Genomic DNA, 15,092 nt, shown 5'->3' with positions numbered 1-15,092 from the left:
TATCAAACATTTTTGCCCAGAGACAGGCCACACTGGCACCATCTGGAAGAGATGAGACGGGCAAGAATGAAAAGAATAACCACACAAGTCGTCATCATAGGGGGTGGCGCCACCGGAGCCGGCATCATGCGCGATTGCGCACTGCGCGGCATCGACTGCATCCTGCTTGAGCGGGACGATATCGCCGCCGGCACCACCGGCCGCAACCATGGCCTGCTTCACTCCGGCGCCCGCTACGCGGTGACGGATCAGGAGTCCGCCCGCGAGTGCATTCAGGAGAACCGCATCCTCAAGCGGATCGCCAGCCACTGCGTCGAGGACACCGGCGGCCTCTTCATCACCCTGCCGGAAGATGACATCAATTTTCAAACTACCTTCATGGACGCCTGCGCCCTGGCGGGCATCGACGCCCGCCAGCTGGATCCCGCCGATGCGCTGCGCCTCGAACCCAACGTCAACCCGGCGCTGATCGGTGCCATCCAGGTGCCGGACGGCACGGTCGACCCCTTCCGCCTGGCCGCCGCCAACGTACTGGATGCCAAGGAGCACGGCGCCCGCATCTTCACCCACAGCAAGGTGCTGGGGCTCTTGCGCACCCAGGACAGAGTGCACGGGGTCAAGGCCATCAACACCCGCACCGGTGAAGCATTCGAGGTAGAGTGCCAGGAGGTGATCAACGCCGCCGGTATCTGGGGCCAGCAGATCTGCGAGTACGCCGATCTCGGCATCCGCATGTTCCCGGCCAAGGGTTCCCTGCTCATCATGGATTACCGCATCAACCAGCTGGTGCTCAACCGCTGCCGCAAACCGGCGGACGCGGACATCCTGGTGCCGGGCGATACCATCTCCCTCATCGGCACCACCTCGAGCCGCATCGATTACCACAAGATTGACCAGCTCACCGTCGAGCCCGAAGAGGTGGAGGTGCTGCTGCGCGAGGGGATCAAGCTCGCCCCTATCATGGCCCGCACCCGTCTGCTGCGCGCCTACGCCGGCGTTCGCCCGCTGGTGGCGGTGGATGGCGACGAGTCGGGCCGCAACATCAGCCGTGGCATAGTGCTGCTGGATCACGCCGAGCGTGACGGCCTCAAGGGGTTCAACACCATCACCGGCGGCAAGCTGATGACCTACCGGCTGATGGCCGAATGGGCCACCGATCTGCTGGCCAAGAAGCTTGGCAACAGCAAGCCCTGCCGCACCGCCGAACTGAGCCTGCCCGGCTCGCGGGATCCGGAGAAGGTCTCCGCCCCCGGCCTCTCGGTGCCTGCCGAAGGCTCGGCCCAATACCGCCACGGCGAGCGGGTCATCGCCTTTTTCCGCGACAATCCCAAGGCCAACGCCCTCATCTGCGAGTGCGAGATGGTGACCGCGGGTGAAATCGAATACGCCCTGCGCGAGCTCGACGTGGACAACCTGGTGGATCTGCGCCGCCGTACTCGCCTCGGCATGGGCCCCTGTCAGGGGGAGCTGTGCGCCTATCGCGCCGCCGGCCTGATGCAGGAGTACGGCAAGGCCGACGGCCGCCAGGCTTGCGTCATGCTGCGCCAGTTCCTGGAGGAGCGCTACAAGGGCACCCGCCCCGTGCTGTGGGGCGATGCCCTGCGCGAAGCTGAATTTACCTACTGGATCTACGAGGGGCTGTTCGGCCTTGGCGAGTGGACGGCCCCCCACCTGGTGGCCGAGCCCCCCTTCCCGCAAGACGCCAGCACCGCCAATCCCACCAAGGAGCGCAGCCATGAAATTTGACAGCATCGTTATCGGCGGCGGCATGGCGGGCCTCTCCGCGGCCCTGCGTCTGGCCGAGGCCGGCCAGAAGACCCTGCTGATGGCCTCCGGCCAGAGCGCCCTGCACTTCTCCTCCGGCTCGGTGGATCTGCTGGAGAGCGAAGGGGATCCCCGCGCCGCCCTGCCCGCCTTTATGGCCGCCAACCCCGAGCACCCCTACAGCAAGGTGGGACTGGCCCATATCGCGGCGAGCCTCGATGATCTGCAGCGCCACTGCGCCGCCCTGGGCTTGCCGCTGTTTCGCCAGGAGCGCAACCACCAGCGGCTGACCCCCATCGGCACCCTCAAAGCCACCTGGCTCTCCCCCGACACCTGTGCCTGCGTGACCGATGCACCGGCCCCCGACGCCATCCTGCTGGCCACCCTGGAGGGATTTCGCGACTTTCACCCCGAGCTCGCGGCGGCGAATCTCGCGACCCACGCGCGCTTCGCCCACTGCCGCATCCTGACCGGGGAGATTCGCCTGCCCCAGCTGGCCGAGTTCAGCCGCAATCCCCACGAGTTTCGCTCCGCCGACATCGCCCGCCTGTTTGACAAGCAGGGCAATGGCCAGCATGACCTGCTGACAGATCTGGCCCGCGAGATCAGCCGCATGGTGCAGGAGAGCGGCGAGCCGCGATGCCGCCACCTGGTGCTGCCCGCCTGCCTGTCACTGGGGCTGGTCGGCCCGCGCCTGACGGAGCTGGAGCAGCGCACTGGCTGCATCATCAAGGAGGTGGCCACCATGCCGCCGTCGCTTATCGGCATGCGGATGCAGGAAGCCCTCAAGCGCCGCTTCATGGCCCTTGGCGGCACCTTCCTCACCAGCGAGCGGGTGCTGGGAGCCCGTTACGACGGCGATCGGGTCATCGGCGTGCACAGCCAGAATGGCGACGATCAACTCTTTGAAGCGGATAACTTTGTACTCGCCTCCGGCAGCTTCTTCAGCCGCGGGCTGGAGTCACGCCTGCGCGGCATTCGTGAGCCCATCTTCAACGCCGACGTGCTGAGCCTGCCCGAGCGCGACGCCTGGGCCGGCCGCCGCCTGTTCGACCACCACCCCTTCATGGGTTTCGGGGTCAAGACCGACGACAAACTCAGAGTGCTGCGTGGCGGCAAACCGCTCGCCAACCTCTACGGCGCCGGCAGCGTGCTGGCGCACTATGACCCCATAAAAGAAGGGTCAGGGTCAGGCGTGGCCGTTGCCACCGGCTGGCAGGCTGCCGGTCATATTTTGAGTTCAGCCCAATGATGATTTCGACCCATATCCCGTGCCTTCACACCCAACGGGAGGAGAACTGACATGCTACTGGATCATGCCAACCAAACCTTCGATCAGTGCATCAAATGCACCGTCTGTACCGCCTACTGCCCGGTGGCCAAGGCCAACCCGGCCTACCCAGGCCCCAAGCAGGCGGGCCCGGATGGGGAGCGGCTGCGCATCAAGAGCCCGGAGCTCTTTGACAGCGCCCTCAAGTACTGCACCAACTGCAAGCGCTGCGAGGTGGCCTGCCCGAGCGGGGTGCGCATCGGCGACATCATCGCCAAGGCCAAGCACCAGTACAGCGGCTTCAAGCCGGGGATCCGCGAGTTCGTGCTCTCCCACACCGACCTGATGGGCAGCATGTCCACCCTGATGGCCCCTGTGGTCAACTTCACCACCGGCCTCAAGCCGATGAAGCTGGTGCTGGACAAGGCGCTGGGGGTCTCCTCCCACCGGGATCTGCCCAAGTACTCCCAGGGCACCTTCCGCGGCTGGTACAAGAAACAGAAAGCGAGTCAGGCCCGCTTTGCGCGCCAAATCGCCTACTTCCACGGCTGCTACGTCAACTACAACCACCCGCAGCTCGGCAAGGAGCTGGTGCAGGTGCTCAACGCCATGAACATCGGCGTCCAGTTGCTGGAGCGGGAGAAGTGCTGCGGCGTGCCGTTGATTGCCAACGGCTTCATGGACAAGGCCAAGCAGCAGGCGGCCTTCAACATCCAGCAGCTGGAGAACACCCTGCTCGGCAACGAGATGCCGCTACTGGCCACCTCCTCCACCTGCGGCTTCACCCTGCGCGACGAATATCCCCACCTGCTGGAGCAGGACAACCACAAGGTGCGCGATCGCATCTCGCTGGTGACCCGCTTCCTGTGGAACGAGTTCTACCAGGGCAACAAGCCGGCGATGAAGCCGCTCAATCTGCACATCGCCTACCACACCCCCTGCCACATGGAGAAGATGGGGGGCGTCATCTATACCCTCGAGCTGCTGCGCGCCATCCCCGGGGTCAAGGTGACGGTGCTGGACTCCCAGTGCTGCGGCATCGCCGGTACCTACGGCTTCAAGTCGGAGAACTACCAGACCAGCCAGGCCATCGGCGAGGGGCTGTTTGATCAGATAAACCGGCTCAAGCCCGATCTGGTGATCACCGACTGCGAAACCTGCAAATGGCAGATCGAGATGAGCACAGCGTTCCCCTGCGAGCACCCCATCCACCTGCTGGCCCAGGCTCTGGCTTGATCCCCTTGCCACGCCCGGCCAGACGGCCCGCTCGGCAAAAAAGCCGACAAGCAAACATCAAATGGAAAAAGAGCCGGCAAGCGCCGGCTCTTTTTATTCACATCCGCCCCATCAAGGGTGCTGGACGATCAGGCTGTGCTGATCCAGCATGCTCTGCAGGATGTCGTGGGACGAGGTGCCGCCAAGCTGCCAGCTGCTCAAGTCCACTCCCTTCAGGGTGATCTGCTGGGTCACCTGGCCATCCCCCGCCGGCGACACCGAGAGGTTCACATCGCTCAGGCCGTTGCTCGCGCTGGTCACCGACGCCTGCAGGTGGCCCAGCAGGCCGTCCACGCTGCTGTCGGTCACCCCCTTGAGCAGGTCCGCCAGATCGATCCTGTCACCCGCCTGCGGGCTGAAATCGGTGATGGTGTCGATGGCGGGCTGGCCTGCACTCCCCGCATCCCCCTGCTGCCAGACGAAGAGATCGCTGCCGGCGCCGCCGGTCAGGATGTCATCGCCCTTGCCGCCCAGCAGGCGATCATCACCCGTGCTGCCAAACAGCCAATCCCCCTGATCCGACCCCATCAGCGTATGACCGGCCTGGGTATGGATGGTCACGGTATCGAGGGGGGAGCTGATGGTGGTGCCCCCCACGCTCGACTCTGCGCTCAGTCCCAGCACATGGTCTCCCGCCGTCAGGCCGTCCAGATAGAGCGGCAGCGAGTGGCCACCCGGAATGAGCCAGTCGCCGTTGCTATCGGCATGGCCGACCTGCTGCCCCAGTTCATCCAGCACCTGGGCCCCCGCCAGACCGCTGATGCGCAGCGACAGCTCGCCCGGTGCCGGATTGACCACGCTGGCGGTCAGATTGAGCGGCACCATGGCCCCCTGCAGGGCATGGATCTCGTGGGGCCCCACCGTCAGGCTCGGCAGATCCGGTTCGGCCGTCACCGTGATGATCACTTGATCGGTGTCGCTCAAGGGCCCGCCCGCACCGCTGTTGCCCTGATCCGAGGTGGTGATGGTGAGGTTGTCCTCGCCCCAGAAATCCCTGGCCGGTTCATAGTGCAGGTTGCCGGCCAGCAGTTGGTTGAGATCGGCAAGCGACCCCACCAGGGTCATCTCGTTGCTGCCCGCCCCCTGTACCGAGACCGCGCCCGCCGCTCCCAGCAGGGTCAACACCCCGTGCTCGACCCTCAGTACCATGGCCATGGGCGCACTGCCGGCATCCACATCCTTCACGCTGATGCCGGATAGCGACAGAGAGCCATCCTCTTTCACCGTCATGCTGCCCGGCAGCTGATTGACCGGCGCATCGTTGACCGCCAGCACCTCGATGGGCACTACGTCGGTGTCGCTCAAGGGGCCGCCGCTGCCGGTGTTGCCCCGATCATCGGTCACCATGGTGAGCCGATCCTGGCCGTTGAAGTCCTGCTCACCCAGATAGGTCACGCCGCCCGCCAGCAATGCATTGATGGCATCGAGCGACCCGCTCAGCACCAGGGTTCCCGTACCGTTGCCGGTCAGGGTCACGCCGCTGCCATCCGCCAGGGTGAGGGTGCCGTGCTCCACCGAGAGGCGTACCTCTATGGTGCTGTTGCCCGCATCCACGTCTTTGACCTGCAGACCGTCAATGCGATAGGGCACATCCTCTTCGGCCACCAGCGGCGTCGTGGGCAAAATGTTCTCGGGCGCGTCGTTGACCGCCGCTATGGTGACATCGATGCTGCCATTCACCTCTGGTCCCAGCGCGCCGTTGTCCAGGCTCTGGGCGATCACCTCGAGGTTCAGGGTGCCATTGACGTCGTTGGTCACCAACAGCAGGCTCGCCAGGTTGCTGCCCACCGTGGTCACCTGCCAGTCGCCGTTCGGCAGTCTGATGGCCTCACCGGCCACCCCGTCTGGCAGGGCGATGGCGGCCCCTTCCGGCACGTTGCGAATGGTCACCCGCACCTGCTCGGCGCCATTTTCATGCACATTGCTCGCACTGCCGCCGGTGGCCTGGGTATCGCGGGTCTCCAGCCCCAGATTGAGCTGGATCCTGTCGCCCTCCACCCCGCTGGCGGTGGGCACCAGATCGCTGATGAGCGCATCCCCCACCGGATTGACGGTCACGGTGAAGCTCCCACTGGTTTCGAGCGGCAAGGTCAACCCCTGGTCGAGGGTAAAGGCGCTCAGGGTGAGATCCACGGTGCCGCTGAAATCGGCCGGCGGGATCAGGGTCAGCTTGGCAAAGTCGGTGCCTACCGGTACCTGCCAGACACCGCCCCCATTGTTGACCGCCGGGGCCGAGAGGGTGAAACCGTCCGGCACTCCTTTTATCTGCAGCGCCACTATCTGCTCGGAGCCATCGGTGTCGATGAGGGCAGCCCCGAGGCCCGCCAGGCTGATGACGCCATCCTCGTCGCCCGCCACATCGTGCAGCGTAAGCACGGCCGGATCGTTGACCGGTCGCACCTCAAAGCCGACCTGCCCGCTCCAGCTGCCGCGATCCGTACCCGTGGTGGCGGTGTCGAGAATATCCACCGTCACGTCGAGCGGCACCTGACCGCTGAAGTGCTCTTTGGGCACGAACACCAGATCCTTGAGATCCGCCGGGTCGTTCACCGTGAGGGTGGAGACCGGCTGGCCGTGCTTGTCGAGGAAGTGACCATATTGGGGATCCACGGTCACGACCACCCGCTCCACCGTTTCCAGACCGCCGTTGGCGACCGAGGGGCTGATATCGGCCAGTTTCACCGACAGATCGAGGTGGATCTCGGTGTCTTCCAGGTTGTCCGGCTGGCCGTCGCCGTTCATATCCTTCACGTTCAGTTGCAGCTCGGGCAGGCCATCCGCCCCGCCATTGATGTCCACCTCCGGGGTGATGGAGAGGGTGATCTCTTTCTCTACCATCCTGGAGTCACCGCTGACGGTGTCGGTGTTGACCAGACGCACGTTGAAGTGCAGGCCGTCGCCGGCGTAATCCTCAGGCAAGGTCAGGGTGAGCCGGTCGAGATCATCGAGGCCACCCGGCAACTTGATCAGGTACTCGCCGTTGACGAAGTCGAAGGTGAGCCCCTGCACGTTGACGCCCGGGGGCAGACCTGTGATGACGATGCTGAGCTCGTCGTCACCGCTATCTGCCGTACCTAGGGTCACCATCTGCTTGAGCTGACTGCCGAAATTGACGCTCTGATCCTCCACCCCTGTGATGGGGGCACTGTTGTCGAAATCGACGTCGGCGGCCACCTGGCCTGAGTGGGTCGCGCCATTAAAGTCGGCGCTGGCGGTGAGCTCCCGATAGGTCGGTGTGCTCACATCCCCCTCGTTGTTGTCACCAAGATCGATCACCCTGGCGCTGACCTTGAAGGTGACGGTGCCGGTGAAGCCATCCGGCGAGCGCAGGGCATAGCTGTCGAGGGCGTCGTGGGGGACGGTCCAGTTGCCCTGACCGTCGTTGATCCCGCCCACCACCACGAAGCCCGGCGGCAGGTCGCTGATCACCAGATAATCGATGGTCTCGACGCTGCTGGGGTCCAGATCCTCGAACACGAAGACACCGTCCAGCGGGATATCGTGCCCGTCCGGGCTCTCCAGCTGGCCGGTCTGCACCAGATTGCCATCGGGCTCCACCACCGCCTGGATATCCAGATGCAGAGTGCCCTCGATCACCTTCTGGGCGGTGGCGCTGGAGTCCACATCCACCTGTGTCACCGTGACATGGCTATGGAGTGTGGTGTCCTTGTCGCTGTCTTCGGGCCCTTTCACCAGCAGCTGGCCGCCGCCGAGCAGGCTCTGCAGCTCGCCGTCGCTCAACTCCACGGCGCCGCCGCTCACGGTCAGCTGGGTCTCGACCCCGCCCGCACGGATCCAGACTTCATACCCGGGCTCGATACCGGAGAGGCCGAGGTGCGTCACCTGCTCGGCGCCGTCGGTCAGGTCAGGCTGCCAGTCGAGGACGATGAACTGATCCTCCAGGCCATGGCTGGTCTTGGCATAGTCGGTGGCGTCGATGGCCGGCTCCACCTTGATGGTGAGCGGCACCTCGAAGCTCTTGCTGTCGCCGTCGTTCTCGGTCACCACAACATGACCAATGAGGTGCAGATCGGCGGTGCTGTTGGCCGGCGGCTGGATCTGCAGGTTGCCAAGGCTCGACACATCCACCTGATAGAGGGGGTTGCCCTTGCCGTCTAGCCCGGCGAAGGTGAGGGTCAGCGCCTTGCCATTGCCGTCGAACACCTTGGCCCCTGCCGGCAGCCCTTCCAGCACCAGGTTCAAGGTTTCCGAGTGATCCAGCGGGGTGTCGGTCCACTCCCCGGAGGTGAGCTTGAAGTCCAGCGGTGCCCGACCATCCTCCTGGATGGTGATGGTGTAGCCGTTGCCATCCTGGCTCCAGCCGGAGGTATTGAGGTCGAAATGGGGCTCGTCCACCACCCCCACCAGATCCACATGCAGGGTCTGGGCGCCGGTCTCATTCTCGTTCACCACCGTGTGGGGCTGGCCGTTGGCATCGGTCAGGGTGGCCGTGTCCTTCACTACCCCCTTGATGGTGAGATCGAAGTCGACGTTGCTGTTTTTTGGCGGCAGCAGCTTGAGGTCATTGATGCGATCGAAGGGCACCTCGTAGTAGCCGTTGGCATCCAGGGTGACCGCCACCCCGCCGAGCCACAGGGTCGCCCCGGCAGGCAGGCCGCCGATGCGCACGAACAGCTGCTCGGAGCCATCTGTGGTGTCCCCCAGGTGGGCCAGGCCAATCTTGCTGCCCAGATCGATCAGGGTGTCCTCCTTGCCCTGAATGTCGCGCACGGTCAGCTTGGCGTCATCCGCCAGCGGATTGACATTGATCACCAGCTCGATGGCATCCCCAAACGCCTTGTTCTGGCCGCTGGCGACCGGCGCCTTCTCGGTACTGACCGGGGTGATGGAGAGCTTGATGTCGCCGCTGAAATCCTTGGCAGGGGCCACGCTCACCTTGTTGATGTTGCCGGCCGAGACGCTGTAGAGGCCGCTGGCGTTTGGCTTGAGCTCGGCCCCGTTGAGCATGAGGGTGCCCTGACCTGCCTCCCACCGGATCTGGTAGCTCAGGGTCTCTGAGCCATCCGTATCGGTGAGGCCCGCCTGCACATTGAGCCTGATGCCGCTGCTGTCCTCATGGGTGTCGTAGTGCTGGCTGGTATGGTCGGTATCCCACAGCGGCTTGTCGGCCACGCCGCGTACCGTGATGGCGAGATCGCCGGTGACCGGCGCAGGGGCATCCCCCTCGGCCACCCCCACCTGCAATTGCACCTGGAAGTGGAGCGGCTGGCCCTGATTGCTCCAGCTGGACCAGTCGGCCGCCGGCACAAAGGTCACCCCCTGGGTGCGGTAGTGCACGTTATCGCTGGTGACCATGGCCTCGGGCGGCACGATAAACCACTTGCCATCGGCCGTGGTGGTGAGTGCCACTCCGTTGTAATAGAAGCTGCCGTGGGTATTGGCGGGTGCCTGAACAAGGAGCTGCTCCACATGCTCGCCCCGGTCGAAATCGCCGATGTCGAGCTGTATCTGGATGGGGATACCGGCGCTCGGATCCTGCGCCCCCTGATCTTCGTTGCCCAGGGCCGCAGTGACGGTAAAGCTCACCGGCTCATCCTGCAGATGGAGAGTCAGGGTGCTGTCGGCACGGTCACCGTCGCCATCCACCAGATGGGCGGTGATGACCTGGCTCAGCTGTGCATTGTCGTGATCAAACCCGGCCGCCGGGGTGAAACAGTAGCTGCCATCGGCCGAAATGGTGAGAGAGCCCATCACCTGCTTGCCATCCGGGCTCATCACCTCCTGAGTGAGGGAGTCATTGACGGCATGGGTCTGGCCGTTGATGGTGATCGACTCGACCCGGGCACCATCGGCGCCTTCGTTGGCTGCCGGCAGCAGATCGCCGCTGACGGGGGAACTCCCCTCGTTCAGGGTATGCGCCAGCACGGTACCGATGGGCATGTCATCCTCTACCGTCACGGTCACGCTCACATTGGGGCTGCGATCGCCATCGTGATCGGTGACAAAGAGCGGCACCTCGATGGCAAGATCATCTTTACCCTGCACGCCGTGATCGAGCTGCCCCACCAGATAGACGCTGTAGCTGCCGGTGACGTCGAGGTGAACCCAGAAGACCGGTTTGCCACCCTCTGCCGTGGCCAGATACCAGCCCGGGCTGTGGGCCGCCAGGGTTACCTCCTTGCCACCCGAGGTGAGGTGGTTTGCCTGATTGAAGACCGCCACGTCAAGCTCGAGGGAGGCGACCCGATCCGAGCCAGCGCTGATGGTCACCTTGCCGCTGGCCACCTCGCCCTGATCCGCCGGTGTGGTGCCGGGATGCTGGCTGGCGGAGCCATCGAGGGCAGACTCCTTCACCGCGACCGCGTCGATGGCCGAAATGAGGGGATCCACGCCGTCCGTCACCCTGATGGTGGCAGACCCCTGGCTCTGGCTGCCGTCGCTGTCGGTGACCTGCACCGGCAGTGTCAGCTCAAGCTGGTCATCGGCGCCGTGATCCAGGTTGGTATGCACCGTCACCTGATAGTCGAGGGTCGCAGTGGTGTGAGCGCCGATAGTCGCCGGCACCTGCATCAGGGTCACCGTCATCACCACCAGTCCGTCGGCCGTGATCGCCTGGAAGCGGTGGCCGTCGCTGCCCACCGCCTGCCAGGTCAAGGCTTCGCCATTATGGGTGATGGGGTTGCCATTGGAATCCACTACCTGGCCCGCCAAGGTCAGACGCACATCGACCACGGGGTCGGAGTCGGCGGTGATGGTGATCTTGCCGGTGGCCTGCTGATCGTCCGCACTCTGGTTATTGGCGGCGCCATCGAAGCGCCCTTCACCGAGGGTCACGCCGGTCAGCGTCAGCGTCGGTTTATCCCCCTCGCCAATCCGGATGGTGAGGGTGCCGCTGGTGCTGTCGTTGCTGCCGCCCGCCTTGTCGTAGTCGTTGACGATCACCTTGATGGGCAGCTCGGTCACGGCGTTGACGCCCTGATGGAGCCCCTGATAGAGGGTCACCTGATAGTCAAAGCCGTTCTTGCCCGCCTGATCCAGCGTGCCGACCAGCCGCACCTCAAACACCTCGACCCGCTGGCCATCCACCATCACGAAGCCCTTGAGCAGCTGGCTGCCCGGGATCTTCGGATCCCCATCCACCAGCTGATATTGCACCGGCTGACCGAGCGCGGTGAGCGCCGGCTGCTGGCCGGCATCGGCAAAGGCCACTTCGACCACCCGATCTGACCCTGCCTGCACATCGAAATGGCCGGTTTGGCTCAGGCTGTTGCTGCCGGTCAGCTCCCCTTCATTCAGGGTGACGCCGCTACCAGCCACAAAGGTGGGGGCGCGGCCATCGTGAATGGTGAGCGGCAACGTGGTGCCGATCTCGTCGCCATCCTGGTCGGCCAGTGTCACCGCCAGCGGCAGCGAGAGGGCATCGCTCCCCAGATGATCCAGCTCACCCGCGAGGGTGACCCTGGCGCTCACGCTCCAGTTGCCGCTTTGCTCGACCAGGCTCAACTCGGCGCGCAGGATCTCGCGTCCATCCGCCGTGATGCCCACCAGCTGGCCATCGGCCGCGAGGGAGAAGCTTACCGGACTGCCCTGGCTGGTGAGCCCGATCAGGGTGCGCTGGATGGTGGCAATGTGAAAACCGAGGGAGGCAGGATCGAGTGCATCGCTGCCGTGGGTCACCACGAAACTCATGGTGCTGACCGCTGCCGCCTCCCCTTGCGCCATCTCGGTGATGGCGGTACCGGTGACGGCGGAGATGGTCGGGTTGGCGCCATCACCTACCGCCACCGTGATGGTCGTGGCCACCTTGTCACCGTCGCTGTCGGTCAGGGTCAGCCCCGCCGTCAGCAGTGCATCCGCACTGCCCTGGTCCAGCGGCTGATGGAGGGTAAAGCTGTACTTGCCGTCGTTACCCAGAGTCAGGGTAAAGACCAGCTCGCCATCTGGGGTACGCCCCTCGATAAGGTGATCGGCCACCATGACCGTGACGCTCTGCTGGCCCGAGCTGAGCCCCTGCAGGCCCGGCTGATTGACATCAAACACGATGCTCACCAGCGGGTCGCTGCCCGCCGTGATGGCAAGCTCGCCGCCAAGGGTCTGACCCAGCTGCCAGTCGCTGTCCTCGGTGAGGGTCAGGGAAACAGGGTCAACCTGCGGTAAGGCGCCGTCGGTGATGGTGATGTTGAGGGTGCCGAGGTTGCTCCGATCGCCGTCAAAGTCGCGGCCCACCACCTGCAGCCCCAGATTGACGCTGTCGGTGGCCACCGGCTGATCCAGCACGCCGTCGAGTTCAAGATGGTACTTGCCATCGAGATCCAGGGTAACGGTCAGAATGCCCTTGCCGTCTGCGTCCAGCAGGGTGATGAGGTTGCCGTTCACCTGATAGCTGGTCGGCTTGCCACCGCTGGTGAGGCCCGCCAGAGCCGGCTGGCTCGCCTCAAAGCTGAGGGAGACCAGGCGATCGCTGCCCACCGTGACCGGCAGCTGACCATCGATGCTCTGCTGGCCCCCCTCTTGCAGCGAGATCCCCTTGTCCAGACCGAGCGAAGGATCGCGGCCGTCGTCGATGGTCAGGGTCAGGTTGGCACTGGTGGTGTCACCATCAATCTCGCTGGCGCTCACCTGCAACCCCAGCGAGAGGCTGTCGCAGCTCTGATGATCGAGCGGACCTGTGAGGGTGACCACCACCCGGCCGCCCACATCGCTCCCCTGCTGGTCGGCCAGCAGTTGGGCACGCAATACTTCAACCCGTTGACCATTGCTGCCCGGGTAGTAACCCAGCAGGGTACGATCATCGGCAAATTCGAAGGCAAGCGGATGACCATCGCTGGCAAGGCCTGCACTGTTGAGACTGGCCAGGGTGTCACTCTGGTTGCTGAACACCAGCGAGTCGACCAGCAGGGGATCGGCGGTGTGGCCAACCACGAAACGGCTCTCCCCGACTACGGCGGCGCCATTGGTGAAATCATCCTCGTTGAGGGTAATGGCCGGGATCTCGAAGCTCGGCGGGTTGCTGTCCAGCAGAGTGATCACCAGCGGCGCTTTGACCAGATCACCGTCGCCATCGCGGTATTCGAGGTTGAACGGCAGACGCAGGGCATCATCCTGAGTGTGATCCAAACTCTGGTGCCAGACGATGCGATAGCTGCCGTCATTGCCAAGGGTCAGGGTAAAGACGGTGACGCCAGCGGCGCTGGCGGTCAGGGTCTGGCCACCCCAGACATAATCCAGTGCCACCCCCTGACTGGTGAGTCCCAACCCCTCGAAAGCACTCTGGTCGGCGGCGAAGGTGACCTGCAGGTTGCCATCGATGCCGGCGCCGGTGTTGAGGCTGCCGGTCGCGCCGATCGGGCCATCGGCCAGTCCGGCTTCGGAGAGCGTGAGCGTCTCGCTCTGGCCGATCAGCGGCGCCCCGTCCAAGGCCGAGTTGCCTGCCAGATCGGTAACGCTGGCGCGCACCTCAAAAGGTTGCGTGACACCAGAGAGATCAAGATCTGATACCTGCCAGCGGCCATCGGCCCCCACCAGTACGGAGGTTGTGAGCAGCGCCTGCCCGTTGCTGCCAACCAGGGTGATGGTCACGCTCTGGCCTGCTTCCACATTGGTGGTGGTGCCGCTCAGGGTGGCATTGCCGTTGCCAAAGAGGGTGGCGGCGTCGAGATCATCGATATCGATGGCGGCCTGGGTATCGACCTCGATGGTGAGAATGTCGCTGGCCCGGTTGCCGGCGATATCCACCGAATCGACCCGAAAATCATGCGCCCCGTCAGCCAGCGCATCGGGCAGCTGATATTGCCAGTTGCCGTTGCCATCGACGGTGAGAGTGGCGAGCACCTTGCCGCCAAGGGACAGGGTGACGGTGGCGCCGGGCTCCCCCTTGCCCTGCAGCAGCGGGGTATTGTCGCGGGTCAGGTCATCGGTCTGGCTGGCGCCGGTGTCGCTCTCATCGGCGAGATCCAGGGTAATGGTGGTGATGGTGTCGAGCAGGGTCTGACCCAGATCGCTGGCGCGGTTGCCGGCGGCATCCTGGGTATCGGCCTGAATGATGAGGGGGCCATCCACCAGCTTGCCGGTAAGGTCGCCAAAGTTTGCCTCCCAGACCCGGCCGGGCAGCACCACAGTAGTGACGGTGAGCCGGTTGCCATCCTGATCCAGCAGGGTAACGGTGACCGGCTGGCCAACCTCCACATCCTCCACGGTGCCGCGGATGATGACGCCGGTCACCTCGTCGGCATTGATGATGTTGTCGTCGGTCTGCGGCTCGGTGATGGTGATGGCGGCAAACAGATCCCGCTCGCCTTCCAGCAGCGGCTCGTCGCCCCGCGGCATATCGGCGTGATCCGTATCGAAGCCGGCCTCGGCCAGGGTGGCGTCATTGGTGCGATCGACCACCACGAAGCCCCCCGAACTGGAACCGGCCACGCCGCCGATGGTGCCGCCTGCCGCCGGGTTGCCGGCAGCGCTCGCCTCGAACTGGGCGGTGGGATCGGTGCCTGCGCGGATCGCCGCCTGCAGGGCGGCCAGCTCGCCGTCAGCCGCTGCTGCGGGATCGGCGGGCGGCGCGGTGGGCGCCGCCGCCTCACCAGCCGCAGCCTCCTCCTGATGGAAGAGCTCGATGGCGTCGGTCAGCTGGTAGCTGCCTTCACCACTGAGGATCCGGTCGCCCGGTTGCAACAAGACGCCGGCCCTGGCGCGCACCACAGTGCCATCGTCATGAATGACGAAGACGGTTCCCTCCAATTGGGTCATGATGGTGGGTTTTTCGATACGCAGCTCGGCCATACAACCTCCAGCAAATAGTGAGCGGGCCCCGGATGCCAATTCG

The 15,092-nt window shown here is 64.6% G+C and carries 4 protein-coding genes; 3 read left to right on the top strand and 1 reads right to left on the bottom strand.

Annotation, left to right across the window (positions count from 1 at the left end):
- Positions 1–66 precede the first annotated feature (66 nt).
- From glpA to glpC, 3 genes are read left to right on the top strand one after another with little or no spacing between them, the layout of a single operon-like run.
- Positions 67–1,746 (top strand): anaerobic glycerol-3-phosphate dehydrogenase subunit A, encoded by a 1,680-nt coding sequence (gene glpA / locus I6L38_RS06920; RefSeq protein ID WP_206219947.1) that lies wholly within the window; start codon positions 67–69, stop codon positions 1,744–1,746.
- Positions 1,736–3,016: a glycerol-3-phosphate dehydrogenase subunit GlpB gene (glpB, locus tag I6L38_RS06915; protein WP_216989320.1), complete on the top strand. Its 1,281-nt coding sequence runs from the start codon at positions 1,736–1,738 to the stop codon at positions 3,014–3,016. The genes glpA and glpB overlap by 11 nt, the downstream gene beginning before the upstream one ends.
- Before the next feature lie 51 nt (positions 3,017–3,067).
- Entirely contained in the window at positions 3,068–4,270 is a 1,203-nt protein-coding gene (gene glpC, locus I6L38_RS06910) for an anaerobic glycerol-3-phosphate dehydrogenase subunit GlpC (RefSeq protein ID WP_042049377.1), read from the top strand.
- A 111-nt stretch (positions 4,271–4,381) separates the two neighbouring features.
- On the opposite strand, the gene I6L38_RS06905 is transcribed toward glpC, so the two are convergent.
- Positions 4,382–15,049, bottom strand: a complete 10,668-nt coding sequence (locus tag I6L38_RS06905; RefSeq protein ID WP_216989319.1) for a retention module-containing protein — start codon at positions 15,047–15,049, stop codon at positions 4,382–4,384.
- Positions 15,050–15,092: the final 43 nt, after the last annotated feature.

The sequence above is a fragment of the Aeromonas sp. FDAARGOS 1408 genome, from assembly GCF_019048665.1.
GTDB lineage: Bacteria > Pseudomonadota > Gammaproteobacteria > Enterobacterales > Aeromonadaceae > Aeromonas > Aeromonas dhakensis.
This window is presented reverse-complemented; position numbering and strand designations above follow the sequence as displayed.

Coding starts and splice junctions, on each gene's coding strand:
- glpA (WP_206219947.1), top strand. CDS start 67: ATGAAAAGAATAACCACACAAGTCGTCATCATAGGGGGTGGCGCCACC.
- glpB (WP_216989320.1), top strand. CDS start 1,736: ATGAAATTTGACAGCATCGTTATCGGCGGCGGCATGGCGGGCCTCTCC.
- glpC (WP_042049377.1), top strand. CDS start 3,068: ATGCTACTGGATCATGCCAACCAAACCTTCGATCAGTGCATCAAATGC.
- I6L38_RS06905 (WP_216989319.1), bottom strand. CDS start 15,049: ATGGCCGAGCTGCGTATCGAAAAACCCACCATCATGACCCAATTGGAG.